The 21789-nt window shown below is 34.5% G+C and carries 18 protein-coding genes; 11 read left to right on the top strand and 7 right to left on the bottom strand.

Annotation, left to right across the window (positions count from 1 at the left end; genetic code table 11):
- Window positions 1-3 precede the first annotated feature (3 nt).
- Genes ACHRVL_RS11580 through ACHRVL_RS11570 form a run of 3 tightly spaced genes read right to left on the bottom strand, consistent with a single transcriptional unit; the run spans window position 4 to window position 3432 of the window.
- Complete coding sequence (locus ACHRVL_RS11580) at window positions 4-1140, bottom strand: CaiB/BaiF CoA transferase family protein (RefSeq protein ID WP_395412889.1); 1137 nt, start codon at window positions 1138-1140, stop codon at window positions 4-6.
- A gap of 1 nt (window position 1141) precedes the next feature.
- Window positions 1142-2287, bottom strand: coding sequence for a CaiB/BaiF CoA transferase family protein (locus ACHRVL_RS11575; protein WP_395412887.1), 1146 nt, complete (start codon window positions 2285-2287; stop codon window positions 1142-1144).
- Window positions 2284-3432: an ABC transporter substrate-binding protein gene (locus ACHRVL_RS11570; RefSeq protein ID WP_395412885.1), complete on the bottom strand. Its 1149-nt coding sequence runs from the start codon at window positions 3430-3432 to the stop codon at window positions 2284-2286. The genes ACHRVL_RS11575 and ACHRVL_RS11570 overlap by 4 nt, the downstream gene beginning before the upstream one ends.
- A gap of 325 nt (window positions 3433-3757) precedes the next feature.
- Here ACHRVL_RS11570 and ACHRVL_RS11565 point away from each other — a divergent pair, with 325 nt between their 5' ends.
- The 5 genes from ACHRVL_RS11565 to ACHRVL_RS11545 all read left to right on the top strand — a co-directional run bounded on the left by ACHRVL_RS11565 (window position 3758) and on the right by ACHRVL_RS11545 (window position 8490).
- A complete protein-coding gene (locus tag ACHRVL_RS11565; protein ID WP_395412883.1) occupies window positions 3758-4522 on the top strand; it encodes an SDR family NAD(P)-dependent oxidoreductase in 765 nt (254 codons plus the stop codon).
- A 91-nt stretch (window positions 4523-4613) separates the two neighbouring features.
- Window positions 4614-5468, top strand: coding sequence for a fumarylacetoacetate hydrolase family protein (locus tag ACHRVL_RS11560; protein ID WP_395412880.1), 855 nt, complete (start codon window positions 4614-4616; stop codon window positions 5466-5468).
- Between the two features lie 215 nt (window positions 5469-5683).
- Window positions 5684-6697: a zinc-binding alcohol dehydrogenase family protein gene (locus tag ACHRVL_RS11555; protein WP_395412879.1), complete on the top strand. Its 1014-nt coding sequence runs from the start codon at window positions 5684-5686 to the stop codon at window positions 6695-6697.
- A gap of 158 nt (window positions 6698-6855) precedes the next feature.
- Entirely contained in the window at window positions 6856-7653 is a 798-nt protein-coding gene (locus ACHRVL_RS11550) for an SDR family oxidoreductase (RefSeq protein WP_395412876.1), read from the top strand.
- Window positions 7654-7659: 6 nt separating this feature from the next.
- Window positions 7660-8490, top strand: coding sequence for an amidohydrolase family protein (locus ACHRVL_RS11545; protein ID WP_395412873.1), 831 nt, complete (start codon window positions 7660-7662; stop codon window positions 8488-8490).
- A 96-nt stretch (window positions 8491-8586) separates the two neighbouring features.
- On the opposite strand, the gene pelA is transcribed toward ACHRVL_RS11545, so the two are convergent.
- Window positions 8587-9774 carry a pectate lyase gene (pelA, locus tag ACHRVL_RS11540; RefSeq protein WP_395412871.1) on the bottom strand — a complete coding sequence of 396 codons (1188 nt, stop codon included), beginning with the start codon at window positions 9772-9774 and terminating at the stop codon, window positions 8587-8589.
- Window positions 9775-9787: 13 nt separating this feature from the next.
- Window positions 9788-11470 carry a glycoside hydrolase family 28 protein gene (locus ACHRVL_RS11535; protein WP_129053551.1) on the bottom strand — a complete coding sequence of 561 codons (1683 nt, stop codon included), beginning with the start codon at window positions 11468-11470 and terminating at the stop codon, window positions 9788-9790.
- A gap of 430 nt (window positions 11471-11900) precedes the next feature.
- On the opposite strand from ACHRVL_RS11535, the gene ACHRVL_RS11530 reads away from it, so the two are divergent.
- The 4 genes from ACHRVL_RS11530 to ACHRVL_RS11515 all read left to right on the top strand — a co-directional run bounded on the left by ACHRVL_RS11530 (window position 11901) and on the right by ACHRVL_RS11515 (window position 18393).
- On the top strand, window positions 11901-14414 hold the full coding sequence (locus ACHRVL_RS11530) for an L-rhamnose mutarotase (RefSeq protein WP_395412869.1): 2514 nt from the start codon (window positions 11901-11903) through the stop codon (window positions 14412-14414).
- A gap of 164 nt (window positions 14415-14578) precedes the next feature.
- Window positions 14579-15643, top strand: coding sequence for a Gfo/Idh/MocA family protein (locus tag ACHRVL_RS11525; protein WP_395412867.1), 1065 nt, complete (start codon window positions 14579-14581; stop codon window positions 15641-15643).
- Entirely contained in the window at window positions 15640-17220 is a 1581-nt protein-coding gene (locus tag ACHRVL_RS11520) for a sodium:solute symporter (protein WP_395412865.1), read from the top strand. Before ACHRVL_RS11525 ends, ACHRVL_RS11520 begins: the two co-directional genes overlap by 4 nt.
- Before the next feature lie 219 nt (window positions 17221-17439).
- The gene (locus ACHRVL_RS11515; RefSeq protein WP_395412863.1) at window positions 17440-18393 is read left to right on the top strand and encodes a hypothetical protein; all 954 of its coding nucleotides are present in this window, start codon (window positions 17440-17442) and stop codon (window positions 18391-18393) included.
- Window positions 18394-18505: 112 nt separating this feature from the next.
- Here ACHRVL_RS11515 and ACHRVL_RS11510 read toward each other — a convergent pair whose 3' ends face one another.
- On the bottom strand, window positions 18506-18715 hold the full coding sequence (locus ACHRVL_RS11510; RefSeq protein ID WP_099718641.1) for a helix-turn-helix transcriptional regulator: 210 nt from the start codon (window positions 18713-18715) through the stop codon (window positions 18506-18508).
- A 163-nt stretch (window positions 18716-18878) separates the two neighbouring features.
- On the opposite strand from ACHRVL_RS11510, the gene ACHRVL_RS11505 reads away from it, so the two are divergent.
- Window positions 18879-19082 carry a SymE family type I addiction module toxin gene (locus ACHRVL_RS11505; RefSeq protein WP_395412861.1) on the top strand — a complete coding sequence of 68 codons (204 nt, stop codon included), beginning with the start codon at window positions 18879-18881 and terminating at the stop codon, window positions 19080-19082.
- A gap of 327 nt (window positions 19083-19409) precedes the next feature.
- On the opposite strand, the gene ACHRVL_RS11500 is transcribed toward ACHRVL_RS11505, so the two are convergent.
- A complete protein-coding gene (locus ACHRVL_RS11500) occupies window positions 19410-20621 on the bottom strand; it encodes an MFS transporter (RefSeq protein WP_395412860.1) in 1212 nt (403 codons plus the stop codon).
- Window positions 20622-20722: 101 nt separating this feature from the next.
- Between ACHRVL_RS11500 and ACHRVL_RS11495 the strand changes: the two genes are divergently transcribed.
- The gene (locus ACHRVL_RS11495; protein ID WP_395412858.1) at window positions 20723-21541 is read left to right on the top strand and encodes an AraC family transcriptional regulator; all 819 of its coding nucleotides are present in this window, start codon (window positions 20723-20725) and stop codon (window positions 21539-21541) included.
- Window positions 21542-21789 lie beyond the last annotated feature (248 nt).

The raw sequence follows: 21789 nt of genomic DNA, 5'->3' as shown, positions 1-21789 counted from the left end.
ATTTTATGCTATAAACTCGTTTATAATTCGCTCATTATCCTGTCCTAATTTTGGAGAACCTTTAGTTGATGTAAAATATTCACCGTCAATTTTTATAGGACATCTCGTAGTTTTATAGGAATATCCGTCAAGCATTTCAACTTGCTGTGTAAACTCTAAAACTTTAAAACCGTCTTCTTTGAAAAGCTGTTCATAGTTTAAAACGCCTGCGCACCAAATGTCAGCCGGTTCTAAAATATCCAGCCAAAATTGCGTTTCCTGTGTCAATAGGTGAGAGGCTAAAATATTTTTGATTTCATCTCTCAGCGTAAATTTATTCTCTGGGAATTGTAGCAATTCATCACATTTTAGCAGCGAAGCTAAAACTGGAATCGAACCCATTGCCAAAGCTAGATAACCGTTTTTGGTTTCGTAAATTCCGTATGGTGCGCCTAGATAAGCGTGAGCATTATTAGTTTTAGTTCGAACGGGTAATTCACCGCCATCATTAAAGAAAGTTGTAATAGTCTCAAACTGAAAATCAAAAGCCGATTCCAGCATACTAACCTGAACGGTCCCGCCTATATTTTGTGTTGCTTTTCGATACAAAGCGGCTAAAATTCCCTGTGCTAAATGTGCGCCCGCGAGCATATCAACAATCGACAATCCCATTGGTACAGGACCATCTTCGTGATTACCGCTCAGCCAAGTTAAAGCCGTTAAAGATTGTAATAATAAATCCTGTCCCGGTAAATCTTTAAGTTCAGGATGATTTCCAAAACCAGAAATTGAAGCATAAACCACAGTTGGATTTATTGCTTTTACATCATCATAACTTAAACCAATGCGTTCCATTACGCCCGGTCTGAAATTATGCATGACAACATCGGCTTTCGCTAATAATTTTTTTAATTTTTGAAGTTCTTCTGGTTGTTTAAAATCAATGGCAAACGATTCTTTATTTCTGTTTATGGTATGAAAAACAGACGATTCGCCATTCATAATTAAGTCAGAAGTATATAAGGTTCTGCAAATATCACCAGTTCCTGGTTTTTCAATTTTTATAACGCGTGCGCCCAAATCGGCCAAGCGAAGACTTGCCGACGGACCCGAAAGAAACTGACTAAAATCTACTATTAAATAATCTTCTAAGGGTTTCATTCTACTCGTTTAAAAATTGTTCGTGTATTGCTAAATTGTCTTCGCCCACTTTAGGAGCTGCTTTTGTACTGTCTAAAATTTTACCGTCAAGCTGAATTGGACTTCGGGTTGTTACCAAAGTTTCGCCGTCTGAATTTTTTACGGTTTGTTTTAATTGTAATTCATTCACAAATGACTGTTGGTCTAAAGTTTCATAATCGAGAACTTTTCCTGCCCAAATTCCTTGTTTTTGAAGTAATTCTAACCAATAATCGGCTTTCTGTTCCGCTAGTTTATCGGCTAAAATGGCTCTGATTTCGTCTCTTTTTTCAAACCAAAGATGTTTGTCAGCATATTGATTTAAATCGACTCCAAGCGTGTTTCCTATGAAAAGTAAATCGCCCATTGCCAGCGAAATATAATCGTCTTGTGTTTTGTAAACTCCGTAAGGCGCACTCAAAAAAGCATGTGCGCTTCCTTTAATATCACCTCGTTCCGGTTGTTGTCCGCCATCATTTAAGAAAGAAGTAAGCGCTTCAAACTGAACATCTAGAATAGATTCTAGTAAACTCACTTCAACTAAAACACCTTTTCCTGTTTTGGCTCTTTTTAATAATGCAGCCAAAATTCCTTGTACAAAATGATTCCCGCACATTAAATCGGCTACAGCCAGACCAAACGGAACCGGCCCTTGACTTTTTCGTCCGCTCAACCAGCTCAAACCCGAAAGTGATTGTAAAAGCAAATCTTGTCCTGGTTTTTTTGCCCAAGGACCTTTATCTCCGTATCCTGTTATAGTTCCGTAAATAATCTTCGGATTAATGATAAGCGTTGTATTATAATCCAGTCCGATTTTTTCCATTACGCCCGGTCTGAAATTATGCGTCATAATATCAGCCTTTTCGATTAGTTTTTTAATTAAAACCAAATCGTCAGGATTTTTTAAATCGGCTGCAAAAGATTCTTTATTTCTGTTGATCGTGTGAAACAAAAGGCTGCTGTCATCAACAAAAAGGTCTTTAATGCTTAATTGTCTGCACGCTTCGCCTTTTACAGGACGCTCAATTTTGATAACCCTCGCACCTAAATCGGCTAATTTTAATCCAGCGGAAGGACCTGCCAAAAACTGGCAGAATTCTAAAACAATTAATCCTTCTAATGGTTTCATGAGTTTTGCAATTTTAAAGATTTAGCATAAAGCAAATCCAATTCTTCTAAAACCAGTTCTTCGTTACCGCCATACAATAAATAATCACGAACCACATCGCCGGCATGATCCTGAAAATGCATATGTCCAGAGTATCTTGGTCTTAAAAATGCTCTTTCTAAAGCAGGCAGGGTATTTTTGAAATAATCATTTGTGATCGAATTGATCCTGTCGTTTTTCCATGCTTGCAAATGTCCTGGCTGACCGCCATTATCGGCAAAAATATTCTGCTGAACATGAGATGATCCTGTAAATTCAGCATAGCGAATCGCTTCCGGAATATGTTTACTGAAAGATGAAACAGCTAATCCTGTTCCGCCCAAAGAACTAATCATTGGCGCATTATTCAGTTTTACCAAATCATAAAAATGAAGCAGATTCTTGCCGTATCCCGCTCTTGAATAGTTTGAATATCCATAAGCAAATGGGCAATAAGCAATTTCATCTGAATTTACCATCGCTTCGTAAACCTGAATTGGATTTCGATTAAAGTTGGCAGGATCAATTAATTGTGCCAATTCTCTAAACAACTGTAAAGCTATTTTTCCTGTTTGTGCAGAAATAACTTTATCTTCAGATTGAAACGGAGCTTCTCCTAAACTGCAGCAAAACATATAAAAACTCATTAAAACATCAACTGGAATTCCAGCAAATGCGACCAAACCTTTTTTGGCTAAAGCCAATAAATCGTCATATGTTTGAGGGACTTCAAGTCCTGCTTTTTCTAAAATATCCAAACGCGCTGCAGCAACCGGAGTCGCGGCATCAATTGGTAAGGCCCATAATTTATTGCTGAAAACATAACTTCCGTATGATTTTCCAACCGTATTTATTTCTTGGTCTTTTATATAATCGACAGACAAATAATCAGAAAGAGGGAGTATAGCATTAGTATGCGCTCCAAAACCTGTCCACGGATGATCGATTACAAGTAAGTCAAATCTTTTTGCAAGATCTTCAATGGAAGCATCTGCAAATTCTTGTAAACTTCTTTTCTCCCAAGTGATTTCGATTTCAGGATTTAACTCTGTAAAGCGCTGTGCCGTTGCAACCATAGGCAATAAACCTCTTGTATGATTCCACGTAATGCCTTTTAATACTGCCATTTTTGATTGAATTATGTGTATGGAAAATAATAAATGTAAAAAATACAATTACAAAATTAGGAATAAGATTGAGATAGGCAAGAAATTGTAGTTTTTAACACATTCTTTTTTGTGTAAAGCTTTAAACTTCTGTGAAATTTTTACAAAGCGATTAAAAAATGTTATAATTTATTAAAGAAAGATCATTTTATTAGATTAGTAAAAAAATAAAACTCAAATTTAATTTATATCAGCTACATTTGTAATTGTATTTTTTACATTTATTATTTTATGTAAATGTTTTGATCAAAAAATACGGTTTTTATAATACTAAATAATTAAAGGGATGTTTTCATTACAAAATAAAAAAGCAGTCATAACGGGCGGCGGAAGCGGAATAGGAAGAGCAATTGCTGCTTTGTTTGCCAAGCAGGGAGCAGAAGTTCATATTATTGATTTATCTATTGAAAGTGCACAAGATGCTGTTGACGAAATTAAAAATGCCGGAGGAAGTGTATTTTCGTATGCTTGTAATGTTTCTAGTCAGGCTGATGTTAAAGCGACTTTTGATAAAATTGGTAATATCAATATTTTAATCAATAATGCAGGAATCGCTAATGTTGGGAAAGTAGACACTACTTCTGAAGCTGATTTTGACCGTGTAATGGATGTAAACGTAAAAGGAGTTTACAACTGTTTGTTTGCTGCGATTCCGCAATTCCGACTTTCAAATGGCGGTGTAATTTTAAACATGGCGTCAATTGCGGCATGGGTGGGGATTTCGGATAGATTTGCTTATTCAACAGCAAAAGGAGCTGTAATGGCAATGACTTTATCTGTAGCAAGAGATTATTTAAGTGAAAATATCAGATGTAATTCTATTTCTCCAGCAAGAGTTCACACACCTTTTGTAGATGGATTTATCTCTAAAAATTATGCCGGAAAAGAAGAAGAAATGTTTGAAAAACTTTCTAAATCACAACCAATCGGTCGTATGGGAAAACCAGACGAGATAGCTGCTTTGGCTTTATACTTATGCAGCGAAGAAGCTGGATTTATCACAGGATGTGATTACCCAATTGATGGAGGATTTATTAAGTTAAATAACTAGAAAAGGGACTAAGGTTCTGAGGGACTAAGACGCTAAGGAAAAACTCAGCACCTTAGAACCTAAAAAAATAATAATTAAAATATATAAGAAAATGAAATTAATACGTTTTGGAGAAATCGGAAAAGAAAAACCAGGAGTTTTAATTAATGAAAAAAGATATGATGTTTCTTCTATCGTTTCAGATTTTAACGAAAGTTTTTTTGAAGAAAATGGTTTAGAAAAATTACAAAAAGCATTAGACAGCAATCCTGCTTTACCAGAAGTTGATGCGAGTGTTCGTTTAGGATCTCCAGTGGCGAGACCTTCAAAAATAATCTGTATTGGATTAAATTATGTAGATCACTGTAAAGAAACAAACGCACCAATTCCAACAGAGCCGATTATCTTTTTTAAATCAACAACTTCTTTATGCGGCCCGGATGATGATGTGATTATTCCGAAAAACAGTGTGAAAACCGACTGGGAAGTAGAGTTAGCATTTGTTGTAGGCAAAAAAGCAAGTTATGTTGAAGAAGCTGAAGCTTTAGACTACGTCGCAGGTTATGCTTTATTGAATGATTACAGTGAAAGAGAATTTCAAATTGAGCGCGGCGGACAATGGGCAAAAGGAAAAGGCTGCGATACATTTGCACCTCTTGGACCATTTTTGGCTACAAAAGATGAAGTAAAAGATGTCGATAATTTATCGATGTGGCTGAGCGTAAACGGTAAAAAATATCAAGACAGCAACACGTTAAATTTAGTTTTTAAAATTCCTTATTTAGTGCATTATTTAAGTCAGTTTATGACTTTGCTTCCGGGTGATATCATTAGTACAGGAACGCCTCCGGGAGTTGGTTTGGGGATTAAACCAGATCCAATTTACTTAAAAGCAGGCGATGTTGTAGAACTTGGAATTGAAGGTTTAGGTACAAGCAGGCAGACTGCGGTTGCCTATAAAAAGTAATTATTAACTCGTTGAGCATAATTATTTTAAATACATAGAAACATAGAATTTGTTTATCTAAGAAAGGCGTTTCACTTGCATTAACAAACATAGCTATGTGTTAAGAAACTAGTTTCTTTTTTACTCTCTTTTTAGGAACAAAAAATCTATGTTTCTATGTGTTAAATAAAATTTTCGCTAATTGTGTTCTACGGGTAGTTAAAAAAAAAATGAAGATGAAATTTATTGTATGCGAAAAGCCACAGGAATTTAAATTAAAAGAAAAAGAAATTCCCGAACCAAAAGATGGTGAGGTTCTCTTAAAAATTAAAAGAATTGGAATCTGCGGAACTGATATTCACGCTTTTGGCGGAACGCAGCCGTATTTTGAATATCCTAGGATTTTAGGACACGAATTGGCAGCAGAATATGTAAAAGGAAATGCGGAAGGTTTTAAACCGGGTGATAAAGTAACTTTTATTCCGTATTTCAACTGCGGAAAATGTGTTGCCTGCCGAAATGGTTTAACGAACTGTTGTGTAAATATTAAAGTTTTTGGGGTACACATTGACGGCGGAATGGCTGAATATGTTTCGATTCCAGAACAATATTTACTTCACGGGCAGGGATTAGATTATGATGAATTGGCTTTGGTAGAACCATTGGCAATTGCAGCGCACGGAGTACGAAGAGCGGCTGTGAAGTCAACGGATACGGTTTTAGTAATGGGAGCAGGGCCAATTGGAATTGGATTGATTCAGTTTGCTAAAATTGCTGGAGCAAAAGTGATCGTAATGGATATCAATGATTACCGATTAAATTTCTGTAAAACTGAGTTGAATGCGGATGAAACGATCAATCCGTTAAACGATGATGTAGCCGTAAAACTAGCTGAATTAACAAATGGTGATATGGCGAATGTTGTGATCGACGCTACCGGAAATAGAAATGTAATGAACAGTGCTTTCAATTATATTTCGCATGGCGGAAGATTTGTTTTAGTCGGACTTCAAAAAGGAGAATTAAGTTTCAGCCATCCTGATTTCCATAAGAGAGAATCTACTTTAATGAGCAGCAGAAATGCTACTATTGAAGACTTTGAGTATGTAATGAAATGCTTGAAAGAAGGCAAAATAGATCCTAAAAAGTATATTACACATAGAACAAGTTTTTCTGAAATGATTACTGATTTCGGACAATTAATTGATCCGAAAAATAATGTAATTAAGGCATTAATCGAGATAGAATAATTAATGAAATGTGAAATGTGATTTGTAAAATGTGAGATGTGACTTTTGCTGTAAAAGAACAAAACTTACTCCATTTTGTATTTCATTTTTCACATCTTAATATTTTACAAAAGAAAAAACATTTTACATTTTACAAATCACATTTAACACAAAAAAAAATGGATTTAAATTTAAAAAATAAGATAATTGTTGTCTCTGGTTCTGCTGGAAAAGAAGGCAGTATTGGAGAAACAATCATTAACCGAATTGCAGATGAAGGTGCGATTCCAGTTTTGGTAGACCGAAATGCAAGAGGTTTCGCTTATGTGGAAAAGCTTAAAAACAAGGGAATTGATTCTTTATTTGTGCAGACTGATGTAACTGATCCTGTAGAAATAGAAAATGCTGTAAAAGCAATCGTAGCAAAATACGGAAGAATCGATGCTGTAATCAACAATGTTGGTGTAAATGACGGTGCTGGTTTAGATGCTTCTTACGAGGAATTTATGGATTCTTTAAAACTAAATGTAGTAAGTTATTTTTTATTGGTTAAATATGCGCTTCCATACTTAAAAGAATCAAAAGGAAATATTCTGAATATTGGTTCAAAAGTAGCTTTAACGGGACAAGGCGGAACTTCAGGTTATGCTGCGGCAAAAGGCGGAGTTTTAGGACTTACGAGAGAATGGGCGGTAGATTTAATTCAATTCGGAATCCGTTCGAATGCTATTATTATTGCTGAAAGTTATACTCCTGCATACGAAGATTGGATTAAAACATTGGAAGATGGAGAAACCGTTTTAAAGAAAATCAACAAAAGCATTCCGTTTGAAGGAAGAATGACGAAAACAGAAGAAATTGCTGATACGGCGCTTTTCATTATTTCTGATCGTTCTTCGCATACAACTGGACAATTTGTTTTTGTAGATGGTGGCTACGTACACTTAGATCGTGCTTTAATCAACGATGTAAACTAATTCAAAATGAATAACCGAATTGATTCTCATCAGCATTTTTGGAAATTTGATCCTGTTAGAGACAGCTGGATTGATGAAAGTATGTCAGAAATTCAAAGAGATTTCCTGCCAGAAGATTTATTGCCATTGCTTACAGAAAATAAGTTTTCTGGTTGTGTAGCAGTTCAAGCAAGTCAGTCTGAAGACGAAACCAATTTCCTTGTGGATTTGGCATCTAAAAATGATTTTATAAAAGGAATTGTAGGCTGGGTTGATCTTCGTGCAGATAATATTTCAGAACGTTTACGTCATTTTTCTTCGAATAAAACAATTAAAGGATTCCGACATGTTGTACAAGGCGAAGTTGATGATTTTATGTTCAGAGAAGATTTTCGTAACGGAATTTCAGCTTTAAAAGAGTTTGATTTCACGTATGATATTCTCATTTTTCATCGTCAATTACCAGCTGCGATAAGTTTGGTAAAAGATTTCCCGAATCAAAAGTTTGTAATTGATCATATTGCTAAACCAAATATCAAATCAGGAAGTATTGATTCCTGGAGAGAAGGAATCGAAGAAATTGCTAAATACGACAATGTATGGTGTAAAATATCAGGAATGGTCACTGAAGCTGATTGGAACAATTGGAAACCAGAGGATTTAAAACCGTATTTGGATGTGATTTTTGAAAATTTATCAATAGATAAAATACTGTACGGCTCAGATTGGCCGGTTCTTAATATTGCTTCTGATTATATCGAGGTTGTAAAAACTTTAGAAGATTATATTTCGAAGTTCTCTATCGAAGACCAAAATAAAATTTGGTTTGAAAATGCGGTTTCATTTTATAATCTGTAATAGATTTTTTGCCACAGATTAAAGGATTAAAATGATTAAAAAATCTGTGAAAATCCTTTAATCTGTGGCTAATATTTTTTTATTTGTTGCGGAAAATTATTTCAAAACATCATTTCCAGCACTCCATTTCTTCTGCCAAGCCGCATATTTTTTTAATGCTTTTTCCGGTTTATCCGTGTACCACGCATAACCGCTTCTGCGTTCTCGGCTTACTTCTGCCAAAGAATACAAAAATTGACTGTCTCTATCGCAGAATAAAGGTTTATGAGTTCCTAATTCATAATATCTCGTCCAGATTGGCGGTGCAGCAGTATCGGTTACAACACGCACATCGTTGGTGATTTTTTTGTATTTAGAATCCATTTCTGGAGCTTGAAAACTTTCAACTCTTGTATTGTATATTTTAGAATCCTGAAACCATTTTACAGCGCTTTGCACCGCGTTTATGATTTTCTCATTCGGATTATCGATTGCCATTAAAAACAATACGACATCAACACTTTCGGCATTACAAATGCTGGGTGGCTCAAACTTTCGTGCCCATGCTGGTAAAAGCGTAATTTCATCATGCTGCTGGCACCAAGCCGTAAGTCTTCCATCTTCTTTAATCTGCATTTTTAAAATACAGTCAATTCCTTTTTCGTATGAAGCGGTCACTTTTTTTCTAGTTTTAGTATCAATAAATGCAAAATCAGGGTCATTGTTTACGATCTTTTTCAAAAGATTCATAATACCTATATAAGCGCCGTCATTAAAGGTAATATGTCGGCTGTAACCTTTTTCTAAAGGAAAATATTGAGGCCAGCCTCCGTTGCCGTATTGCGCTTCCAAAATAAAATCAATTCCTTTTAGCGCACCGTCTTTGTATTTTGTTTCTTTAGTTAAAGTATAAACTTGAGCCAGATAATTGACGTGTGTGTAGGTCGTTTCATTGTCAAAAGTAGTATGCAAAATTGGTTTGGTTGCAATAACCGTATCAATTTGTTTTGGAGTCAGAATCGCTTTCATATCGTAATTCTTAGGCCATCCGCCATTATTGCGCTGAAAAAGTAAGATATTATCAGCAATTTTAGCATAATCCGTTTCAGCATATTGAGGCTGATTCGGAATTGGATTTACGATATTAGTTTTGTCTTTAATATGGTACCAATGATTGGTCCCATCTGTAAAAACTTTGGTACTGATTACTGATTTTTCCTCTTTGCTAGTTTGTGCATTTGAATGTAGAAACGAAAAAGAGCAAAGACTTAAAACAACTGCTTTTGAACTATTGATAAATTTCATTTTAAAATTGTGATTAAAATTTTACAGCTCCTTTTGGAACATCATTTCCAAGTGTAGTTGTTTTTGAAAAATCTAAATTTTTAGAAGAAACCAATTCGATATTTGCGTTCCCTTCACCATTTATATTTACAGCTTTAGGAGATGTAGAATTGAATTCGACATTCTTTAAAGACATATTTTTTACATTGTAAACTTCAAATACATTACTGTTTTCAATATCTAGTTTCGCATTGGTGATTTTGATTCCGTTTGCGTCAATAATCGAAAACCCTTTTTCAGCCGTAACTGTTAAGTTTGAAATTTCGATATTTTCAAGATTCATTTCAGGAAGACCTTGTAAAAATACCGCTTGCTGAGCACCTTTAATCGTAATGTTTTTAATCGAAATATTTTTAAACTGAGGCGTTTCAACCGTTACAGGCATTGCTTTATTAATGATTTTGTCTCCGCCTTCTTCTAAAGTTTCAGCTATTGATTTTCCTCCATAATACAAATTGAAAGAAATGGCCTGCGATGGAATATCAGTCATATAAACATCCGAAATAAATACGTTTTCTACAACACCGCCTCTTCCGCGTGCACTTTTAAAGCGTAAACCAACATCAGTTCCCATAAAAGTACAATTTGAAACATGCAGGTTTTTTACGCCGCCGGACATCTCGCTTCCAACTGTTACACCGCCGTGTCCGTGATATACGATATTGTTTCTTACGATGATATTTTCGCTAGGAATACCTCTTTCACGTCCATCTTTATCTTTTCCTGATTTAATGCAAATTGCATCATCACCGACATCAAAACTTGAATTTTCAACCAAAACATTTTTACAGCATTCTATATCTAGACCGTCTCCGTTTTGAGAATACCAAGGGTTACGAACCGTTACATTTCTCACGATTAAATCTTCCACCATAAAAGGATGAATATTCCAAGCTGGTGAATTTTGAAAAACAGGACCGTCAAATAAAACTCTTTTACTGTTTTGGATACTTACCAATACAGGTCGTAAAAAGTCATGAATTTTTTCAAAATCTTCTTTAGTTTTTAAATCAGGGCGCACATTTTGATCTGCACCTTTAGAAGCATTCATAAAGGTTTCTGATGGATACCAGCTCGTTTTTTGTGCATTTAAAACACCGCCTTTAGAAATAGCTTCTTTCCATTGGCTCTCAGTTAATTTACTTTTTTTAATCTGTCTCCAAACTTCTCCAGAACCATCCCAAACACCATTTCCTGTGAAAGCGATGTTTTCAAGATTTTTGCCATAAATAGGAGAGATGCATCGCCAAGTGTTTAAGCCTTCAAAATTGGTTTCGATAATGGGATATAAAGATTTGTCTGTAGAAAATTTTATTAAAGCACCTCTTTCTGCGTGTAATTCAATATTGCTTTTTAGGATAATTGGACCTGTAAGCCAGATTCCAGGAGGAATAATAACTTTTCCGCCGCCTTTTTTTGAAACGGCATCTATAGCATCCGCGAAAGCCTTAGTATTTAAAACATAACCACCGTTTACGGCACCAAAATCTTTTATGTTTACACTGTTTTTAGGAATAACCGGCTCTTTTATTTTGGTCATTTTAAATTCAATGTCTTTGTAAGTGTCAGATGCTTTTTGCGCCAAAGCTGGTACAGAAAAACTTGCTGCCAGAATGGTCAAAGCTGTACAGAAAAGATTAGTCAGGTTAGTTTTCATTAGAATTGTATTATGGTTAAAATTTACTTTTGATGTCGGCTAGATTTTTTATCTGCTATTTTTTTATTTGATGAATAAAAAAATCCCTTATAAACTATAATTTAATAATGTAATCGATTACACAAATCTATTAAAAAAATATTATGAAACGACAATTTTGATTTAATTATAACAGATTTTTTATGAATTTAATTTTTTTATGGGAAATTGATTAAGATTTTCATTTGGAGTTTTAGCTTAAAAGGAAGGCAAGAATTTGATGTTTATCCTAAATTACAGGAGGGTACAGGATGCCTGTAATTTTATATTCTTTTAAATTGTCCTAATTATTTGGTAAAAGTGTTAAAAATACATTTATTTGTAAAAATAATAATACTTAAAATTAATGCCTCGTAATTTTATCCCAATAAAAAAATCAATACTATAAATAATGCGTTTAATTCCTTTCAACAAATTACTAATCGTTTTTTTAACGGTATTTACAATTTTTACGGCAAACGCTGCAGAAATTTGGGTTTCACCATCTGGAAATGATTCCAACCTCGGAACAAAATCAAATCCGCTGGCAACTGTTCATATGGCAATGCGAAAAGCTAGAGAGCTACGCCGATTAAAAGATCCATCTATTAAAGATGGTATTCGTATTATAGTAATGAATGGAACCTATTATTTAAACGAACCTTTGTTTGTACGACCAGAAGATTCTGGAACCGCCGAAAGTCCAACAACAATTGAAGCTGATGTAAATGCTAAATCCATTATAAGTGGTGGAATTGAAATAAAAAACTGGAAAAAAGTCAGCGTTTTAAATGGTAAAAAAGGAATATTTTGGGTAGCCGATGCGCCTCAAAAAGCGGGTTCATTAATCAATTACAGACAATTGTGGGTAAACGGGAAAAAAGCCGTTAGAGCTAAAAGTACGGCAGGAAATACAATGGATAGAATTTTGTCTTGGGATCATAAATCGCAGACTTGCTGGATTCCGTTTAAAGATAAGTCGGTTAAGTTTGAACCAGGAATGGAAATGTTTATTGTGCAATGGTGGTCGATTGCGAACCTTAGAATTAAAAATATTGAAGTGCAAAAAGACAGCGCCAGACTTTCGTTTGAAGAGCCTGAAAGCCGAATCCAAAGTGAGCATCCTTGGCCTGCACCGTGGATTTCTAAAAACAACGGAAATTCTGCTTTTCATTTAAACAACGCTCTTTCATTATTAAACGAACCCGGAGAATGGTTTTTAGATAAAAAGAATGCTAAAGTCTATTATATTCCACGTCAGGGTGAAGATATTAATTCGGTTAAAGTTACTGTTCCAGTTTTAGAAAATCTGGTTGAAGTAAAAGGAACTATCGATTCTCCTGTACATCATTTTCAATTTAAAGGTATTTCATTTCAATACAGCAATTGGCTTCGTCCTTCAGAACAAGGTCATGTGCCCTTGCAATCTGGTATGTATTTGTTGGATGCTTATAAACTTAAAATTCCAGGAACGCCAAATCAGGCAAGTTTAGAAAATCAAGCTTGGGTAGGAAGACCTCGTGCAGCGGTTGAAGTAAATTATGCCAATAATATTCAGTTTGAATCGTGCCGTTTTGAGCATCTGGCTTCGACTGGTTTAGACTTAAATAAAGGAACAAATCATAATACTGTAAAAGGAAATTTGTTTAAAGATATTGGCGGAAGCGCCATCAATGTTGGTGTCTTCTCTGAAGAAGCTTTTGAAGCGCATTTGCCTCTAATCATAAAAGATGAAAGAGAAATGTGTTCGGATGAAGTGATTTCAGATAATTTAATTACCAACGTAACCAATGAAGATTGGGGAACTTTAGGAATCAGTGCTGGTTTTGTTAGAAACATCACAATTGAACATAACGAAATTTCGGATGTATCGTATTCCGGAATGGCAATGGGTTGGGGTTGGACCCACACGCCAAACGTAATGCAGAACAATAAAATTTTGGCGAATAAAATTCATCATTATGCAAAACATTTACATGATGTTGCTGGAATTTACACGCTTTCGGCTCAACCAAACAGCCGAATCGAAGAAAATTATATCGACAAAGTTTACAACAGTCCGTATGCGCATGATCCGTTTTTATGGCTGTATTTATATACCGATGAAGGAAGTGAAGGTTTTACCATTAAAAACAACTGGATTGCCGAAAAGAAAATACTTAAAAACCATAACGGCCCAAAGGGAAATATCTGGGAACACAATGATCCGTATGTAAGTTCTAAAATTAAAGAAAATGCCGGAATCAGAGCGCCTTACAAAGATTTAGAAAAAGAAGTTGTAATCGATGAAAAATGGGGATTGCAGGAAATGCCAAAACCATATGCGATAGAATTAATAGGTTCTGATTTTGATATCGAAAAAATCAAATCGACTTTAACTGGATTTAGAATTGTAGGTCAGGAATTGTACCAATGGAAAAATCATTTGGTGATTTACGGAAAAATGAATCAGCCAGAAAGAACAAAGCGAAAACTGGCGGGCGCTTTCCCTTCTTTAGAAATTAAAATCTATGAAGATTTGGTTTACGATTTCCAAAACTTCGAAAGATGTAAAGATTCAAAACCAGCATCAGATTGGGAAAATGTGGTTTTAACCGCTAATCTTCCTGCTGATGAAAAACTGCAAAAAGAATATGTGGATTATCATAAAACGCAATTTGAGAAATGGCCAGAAGTTGCTAAAGGTTTCTGTAACGCCGATTTTCAGCAATTGCAGGTTTTCAAAAAAGACAGACAATTGATCTTGGTAATCAGTATTCCGAAAGGAGAAAGTTTGGATAAACTAAATCCGAAAACAACAGAAAATAATCCGAAAGTAGATCAATGGAATGCCTTAATGAAAAAATACCAATCTGGAATTGAAGGCGCAAAACCAGATGAAACATGGATTTTCTTAAATAAAGTAGAAGTAGAAGCAAAAAAATAATACGCATAATAAACCCGGCAGGTTTTTAAAACCTGTCGGGTTTAAACGCGAAAAAAAATATTTAACCACAGATTAAAGGATTTCCACAGATTAAAAAATCCATTTAATCCTTTTAATCTGTGGCAAAAAAAAACAAAATCAACAATCTAAAATAACCACACCTCATGTTAAAAATAGCCATTCTAGGACTTGGAGAAGGACGAAGCACAATGTCGGCTGCTATAGAAAGTTCAAAACTAGAACTCGTTAAAATATGCGACCGAAACGAAGAATTGTGTAAACAGCGAGCAAAAGAATTCGATTTTCATTTGTACACCACTAATTATGACGATTTATTAAACGATTCGTCAATTGATATTATAGCGATTTATACGCCAGATCATCTTCATGCACAACATGTAAAACAAGCTTTGTTGCATGGAAAACATGTCGTTTGCACCAAACCGTTTATCGATGATCTTTCGGATGCAAAAGAATTGTTAGAATTAAGCAAATCGACTGGAAAGAAAGTTTTTATTGGACAAAGTTCTCGTTTCTTTGAACCAGCCAAAAGACAAAGAGCCGATTTTGAAGCAGGATTAATTGGAGATTTAATTACAATCGAGGCACAATATCATGCCGATCACAGATGGTTTTTGAAGAAAGAATGGTCGCTTTTGCAATCGTTTAAATGGTTGTACGGAGGTTTGAGTCACCCTGTAGATTTTATTAGATGGTATTTGCCAAATATTCAGGAAGTAATGGGTTATGGAATGATCAGCAGTAACGGACAGAAGGCAGGATTGAAGAATGAAGATACGATGCATTTTATCTTTAAAGCGACCGATGGAAGAATTGCTCGTGTAAGCGGTGTTTATACTTCGCCAACTCAGCCAGCGCAACGTGATAGTGGAATGAGTACTATTTTAAGAGCTACAGAAGGAGCAAGCCAAGCTGATTATCATGAATTGCGTTATGCCGTTACAGACAAAACAGGCGAAGAAAAAGTGATTACTTGGGGCGACAGCACGATAAAATATTATTTCCGTTTTGAAGGGCGAAGCCATCACGGCGGGGAATATCAGAATTATTTAGAATATTTTACAGACAGTATCGAGCAAGGTTTTGAAGCTTATCCAAACATGGAAGAAGGAATTGGAACGGTAGCTTTGTTACAAGCAATGGATAAATCTTTGCAAACTGGAATGCCGGTTAAAATTGCCGATATTCTTAACGAATACGGACTATGAACAGTATCTACGATAAATTAACCACGCTCGATTTTGTGATTGTAGCGGGTTATTTAGTGGCTCTATTGGTCATTGGATATGTGGTAAGTATGAAGCAGAGAAAGAAAAACGAAACGCTTTTTTTGGCTGGAAATTCTTTAAACTGGTATAGCATCGGGTTTAATATGTGGGGAACCAATGTTGGGCCTTCGTCATTATTGGCTTTTGCGAGTATTGGTTACGCTACGGGAATTGTAGCAGGAAATTTCGAATGGTACGCTTTTGTGTTTTTGCTGCTTTTGGCGATGGTTTTTGCACCAAGATATATTGCAAGTAAAGTAAGCACGATGCCCGAATATATGGGAAAACGCTACGGCGACAGTACGCAAAATATTTTGGCTTGGTACGCTTTGGTAAAAATTTTGGTAAGCTGGCTGTCTTTAGGATTATTCAGCGGAGGCGTTTTAGTTCGTCAGATTTTAGGAATCCCGATGTGGCAGAGCGTTACGGTTTTAGTGATTTTCTCTGGAATTTTTACGTTTGCCGGAGGATTAAAAGCGATTGCAAAAGTGAATGTTTTTCAGATGATTCTGCTGATTGTAGTTTCATTGACGCTTTCGTTTTTAGGTTTGCAAAAACTGGGTGGAATTGATGTTTTAATAGCGAAAACCCCTTCTAACTTTTGGAATTTAGTCCGTCCTTCAGATGATGCGCATTATCCGTGGCCGGCTATTTTGTTAGGATATCCTGTTGCTGCAGTTGCTTTTTTCTGTACCGATCAATCGATGGTTCAGAGTGTTTTGGGAGCGAAAAACTTGGAGCAGGGACAATTGGGGGTAAACTTCATTGGTTGGTTAAAAGTTATGGCTTTGCCATTGTTTATTCTTCCCGGAATTTTGTGTTATGCGTTATATCCAGAATTAGGAAGCAATTCAGACTTAGCTTATATGACTATGGTTACGAATCTTTTCCCAAGCGGAATGAACGGTTTGGTAATCTGCGTGATGATTGCCGTTTTGGTGGGAACAATTGGTTCTTCTTTAAACGCTTTGAGCACCGTTTTTACGAATGATATTTATGTAAAGAAAATCAACCCGACGGCTACGATTCAGGATCAAATTAAAATTGGCCGATTAACAATTGCTGCAGGATGTGTTTTTGCGATTCTGATTGCCGTTGCGATTGACAATATCAAAGGACAGAATTTATTCAATATTTTTCAGGCGGTTTTAGGTTTCTTGGCGCCTTCGTTATCTGTTGTTTTCCTTTTGAGTGTTTTCTGGAAACGCACTACGAAAAAAGCCGTAAATGCAACACTTTCTTGGGGTTCTGCGTTTAGTTTATTTGTTGGGGTTTTATATTTATGGATTTTTCCTGCCGATAAATATCCAGTTTGGCCTCACTTTTTATTGATTTCGTTTTACATTTTTGCTGTGCTTTTAATTACAGCCGTTATTATTTCTTTAACCGATAAAAATCCTGAAGTGAATGTTTCAGATGAAACCGATATTCCTAAAACTAGTAAAAAGGTGAAGCTTTTGTTTGGTTTGTTGGGGTTAGCGATTTTGGTTTTGTATTTGGTTTTTAATGGGAATTAAAAATTTAGTATATATCATAAAAAGCGCTTTCTATAAGAAAGCGTTTTTTTATGCGTAAAAAAAGATGAAAATGAGTGTAAATACGTATGAATTTGCGAAGAATAAATAGTAGGTTTGCTTATTCTGCATTTTTATTTGTAATCTATATTAGTATAGCATTATGCTAATGGCAATTGACAAATATTATTAAAAAAAAGAAATTAATTAGCATATAAAAAAATGAATGAACTTCAAAAAAGATTCTATGTTGTACTCTCAATTTTTTTAATCTCAATAGGTATTTTGGGAATTATTTTACGAGAAGAAATTTATCATTATTTGAGAATTTCACCATATACATCATCAATTTTTTCAACGACGTTAATTTTAAGTGGCATTGCATTCTTTTTAATGTTATATGTACGCGGTGGAATATTTCCATTTGAAAAAACTGTATTGGATGATGCAAATTTTCAAAACGATAAAAAAATATTTGAAAAAAGGTTTGAAGAATTAAGGAGTGAATTACTTTCAATATATTCAAATTCTGGTGATATTCGCGATTATGGAGAAGAAATTAGTAAGCGTATAGAAGAAAAAATTTCAGTTTTATCAGAAAAAAAAATTATTGAACAAATTACTGATAAATTTAACCTTGAATTTTATTCTAAAACAAAATTAGATTTAATAGAGGGAGAACTACTTAACACTAAAGTTAGAATTGAAAGAGAGACTTCAAGACTTTCACGTTATGCATACACAAATTTAATGATAGGTTTTATTACAACCTTTCTCGCAATTTTCTTTTTAGGTTATTCATTACTTGGAGTAGAATCTAAAGAAATCACTTCAAATGAATATTTTTTTCACTTTTTGCCAAGATTTTCATTAAGTATATTAGTAGAAATTTTTTCCTTTTTTTTCCTTAAACTCTATAAAAGTAATTTAGAAGACATAAAATATTTCAATAATGAAAAAACTAACATTGAGATGAAAATCATCGCAATCAAAACAGCTTTTGTATTTGATGATAAAGAGTCTGTAAAGCAGTTGATTATAGAACTTGCTAAAACGGAGAGAAATTTTATATTGAAAAAAGGTGAGTCAACTGTCGAACTAGAAAAAAGGAAAAGTGATTTAAACAGTAATGATAATTTATTAAACGGGATTTTGAAAGTTATCGATCGCAAATAAAATTATTGTTTGATTTTTTGAGAAACCTAATTTCCTTTGACTATTTTCTATATTATGTAAGTAAAAAATGCATAAGATTAGAAGTGCGCTTTCTAAAAATAGAAAGTATCATCTATTTTCCAGTCGAAACCAACAACTCCCGAATATCAACCTTCAAATATTTAGAAACTTCATAAAGCGTTTCTATAGAAGGTTGAGCTTCATTTGTACACCAACGCGAAACAGTCGAAACAGTTTTACCCAAATGATTGGCTAATTCCTTACTAGTTCGATTGTTTTCAACCAAAACAACTTTTATTCTATTTAATTTAAGTTTCGACACAATGTTGATTTATTGACATTCCATGCAAATATCTTATAATTTAAATATAATAAAAAGAATACTTCAAATATTCAAAATTGCCCTAAAACAACAATTTAGTGTCTTAAAAATATTATTTGTAGTATAATTTTTACTATTTTTGTTTCGATGAAATAAAAATAAAATGAAACAATCAGCGAAAAGACGATTAAAAATCCAGCCAAAACATATTGCAAGAGCAGATCATCGATACGTTATATTTCCAGAAATTCGTCTTTGCGGAAAATGGCTTCAGAAAATCGGTTTTAATTACGGCAATTTCGTAACGATTGAACATCAGCAAAATAAAATCATTATTACAACCAATAATGAAATTGAAACGAAATAAAAATCATCTATTTAAACATAACCCGTGGTTTCAACCACGGGGACGCAATATATAATATTCCGTTTATCAAAATACGTTTCCCGTGGTTGAAACCACGGGCGATGTTTTCAATAAGATTGTAAATAAAGCAAGGCTATTTTATGAGTTGCCTCCAGTTTTAACTGGAGGTGTATGTAAAAAGAATAGGAAAAGGCTTTAGCCAAATTGTCGATATTTTGGCTAAAGCCTTTTGAGCTTCCTAATTAATTTGTCATCCAGCTAAAGCTGGACGCAATTAAAACTTTTAAAAAAAACTTTGCGCCTTAGCTACTTTGTGGCATAAAAAAATTACTCAACCTTCTTTTTCTTCTCCAAATTAGGCAAGAACCCAGTAATTACCCCAATTAAAGGCAGAAACGCACAAATCTTAAATACATATTCGATACTTGTAGCATCGGCAATTTTTCCTAAAATAGCAGAACCTAGACCGCCCATTCCGAAAGCAAATCCGAAGAAAAGACCCGCAACAAGTCCCACTTTTCCAGGCATTAATTCAGTTGCATAAACTAGAATTGCTGAGAATGCCGAAGAAAGAATCAACCCGATAATTACAGATAAAGTTCCAACCCAGAATAAAGAAACGTAAGGCAACAGTAAAGTAAACGGAGCAACACCCAAAATAGAAACCCAGATTACATATTTTCTGCCGTATCGATCTCCGATTGGTCCTCCAATTAAAGTTCCTGCTGCAACAGCTCCCGAAAACAAGAATAAATATACCTGTGACTGCTGAATCGTAATGTGAAATTTATCTATAAGGAAGAAAGTATAATAACTTGTAATACTGCTCATATAGAAATACTTAGAGAAAATCAGAACCAATAAGATAATCAACGAACCAATTACTCTGTTTTTAGACAAATGATGCGTTTCGATTTGGTGAGAAGCTTTATTCGCATTTCTTTCCGATAAATGTGCCGTATACCAAATCGCAATTTTATACAAAGCAAAAACGCCAACTAACGCAATAATACAAAACCAAGCGATATAAGATTGTCCGTGTGGAATAACGATAAAAGCAGCTAATAAAGGTCCGATAGCACTTCCCGCATTTCCTCCTAATTGAAAGATAGACTGCGCCAAACCTCTTTTTCCGCCCGAAGCCAAATGCGCCACACGTGAAGATTCTGGATGAAAAATTGAAGATCCAATTCCGATTAAACTTACCGATAATAATAAGTTGATAAAACTCGAAGCGATCGAAACAAAGAAAAGTCCAACCATTGTAAAGCACATTCCAACAATTAGCGAGTATGGTTTTGAGTTTTTATCGGTATACATTCCTACAAAAGGCTGTAAAATAGACGCTACCATTTGGTAAGTCAAAGTAATAATACCAATTTGAGTAAAACTTAAACTGAAATTGTCTTTTAAAAGCGGATAAATTGAAGGAACAACAGCCTGTAAAAGATCATTAATTAAATGAGAAAAACTGATGATAAATAAGATCGAATAAGTGGTTTTTTTAACTATGTCAGGATTTGCTTTAATAGTGTCCATGTGGTATTTTTTGATTTTTAAATTAGACTAAAAAACAACAGCTGTATTATTTTTTGCAAAGATTAAAAGAATACTAATGTCAGAATTGCTATATTTGGACAATGAATAGTCAATATCGGACATATAGAGTCGCAACGGATTTTGGATATCAAGTAGATTCCTCAATCCCAGTTATAGGTTATACTGAAACAGTTAACAACGAAATGTGTATCTCCCACTCGCATCCAAGAGCTCAATTGATCTATGCAACTCGTGGTGTAATGAATGTTGTGGTGGGCAATAACATTTGGGTTGTAAATCCGTTGCAAGGCCTTTGGATTCCAAGTGGAGTAGAGCATCAGGTTACTTTTCAGAAAGACGTTAACTATTATAGTGTTTTTATTGATCCTTCTGCAATTGGAGGATTGCCAGAAAAGAGTTTTTCGTTTGATATTCCGATGTTTTTAAAGCAGTTGGTTTTCAAAATCATTTCTTTTGGAACAAGTGGTAACTTAACAGAATCACAATTAAGAATCATTTATGTTTTTTTAGATGAATTGGCTTTAATAGAGCCAAGCGCCACTTTTTTGCCTACTACAAATGATGAAAGGCTACAGAAAGTGGTAGAACTTTTAATGAATGATGTTTCGAGTAAACAAACAATTGATTATTATGCCGAACTTTCTTTTATGAGTAGCCGAACTTTATCGCGATTATTCATAAAAGAATTGGGAATGAATTTCAGCGATTGGCGCACGCGAATGAAATTACTGGAAGCCATTAAAAGATTAGGCGAAAAACAATCCATAAAAGAAATCGCTTTAGATTTAGGTTACGAAACAGCAAGTGCTTTTATTTATATGTTTAAAAAGCATTTGGGCAAAACGCCTTCTAATTATATTTTAGAAGATGAAAATGAATCTGAAAAGATGATTGCTTAGATTGTTAGCCTAAATTAGAACGCGGATAAAACGGATTTACTTCGTAAAGACGCGGATTGACACGGATTTTAATTGTATCAACTTAGCAAGCTTTGTCAAAGTTTTAAACTTTGACAAAGCTATTAATAGTATAAAAATAAAAAATCCGTTTCATCCGTTTCATCCGCGTCTTCGCGATAGCGAATCCGTCTCATCCGCGTCCCATAAAATTCTAACATCATTTTTTTTAGTACTAAAAAAGTGATAAG

It is taken from the genome of Flavobacterium sp. FlaQc-28 (assembly GCF_044007415.1).
In the GTDB taxonomy this organism is placed as follows: Bacteria; Bacteroidota; Bacteroidia; order Flavobacteriales; family Flavobacteriaceae; genus Flavobacterium.
Note: the sequence above shows the minus strand (reverse complement) of the source record. Positions and strands in the feature narration are given on the sequence as shown.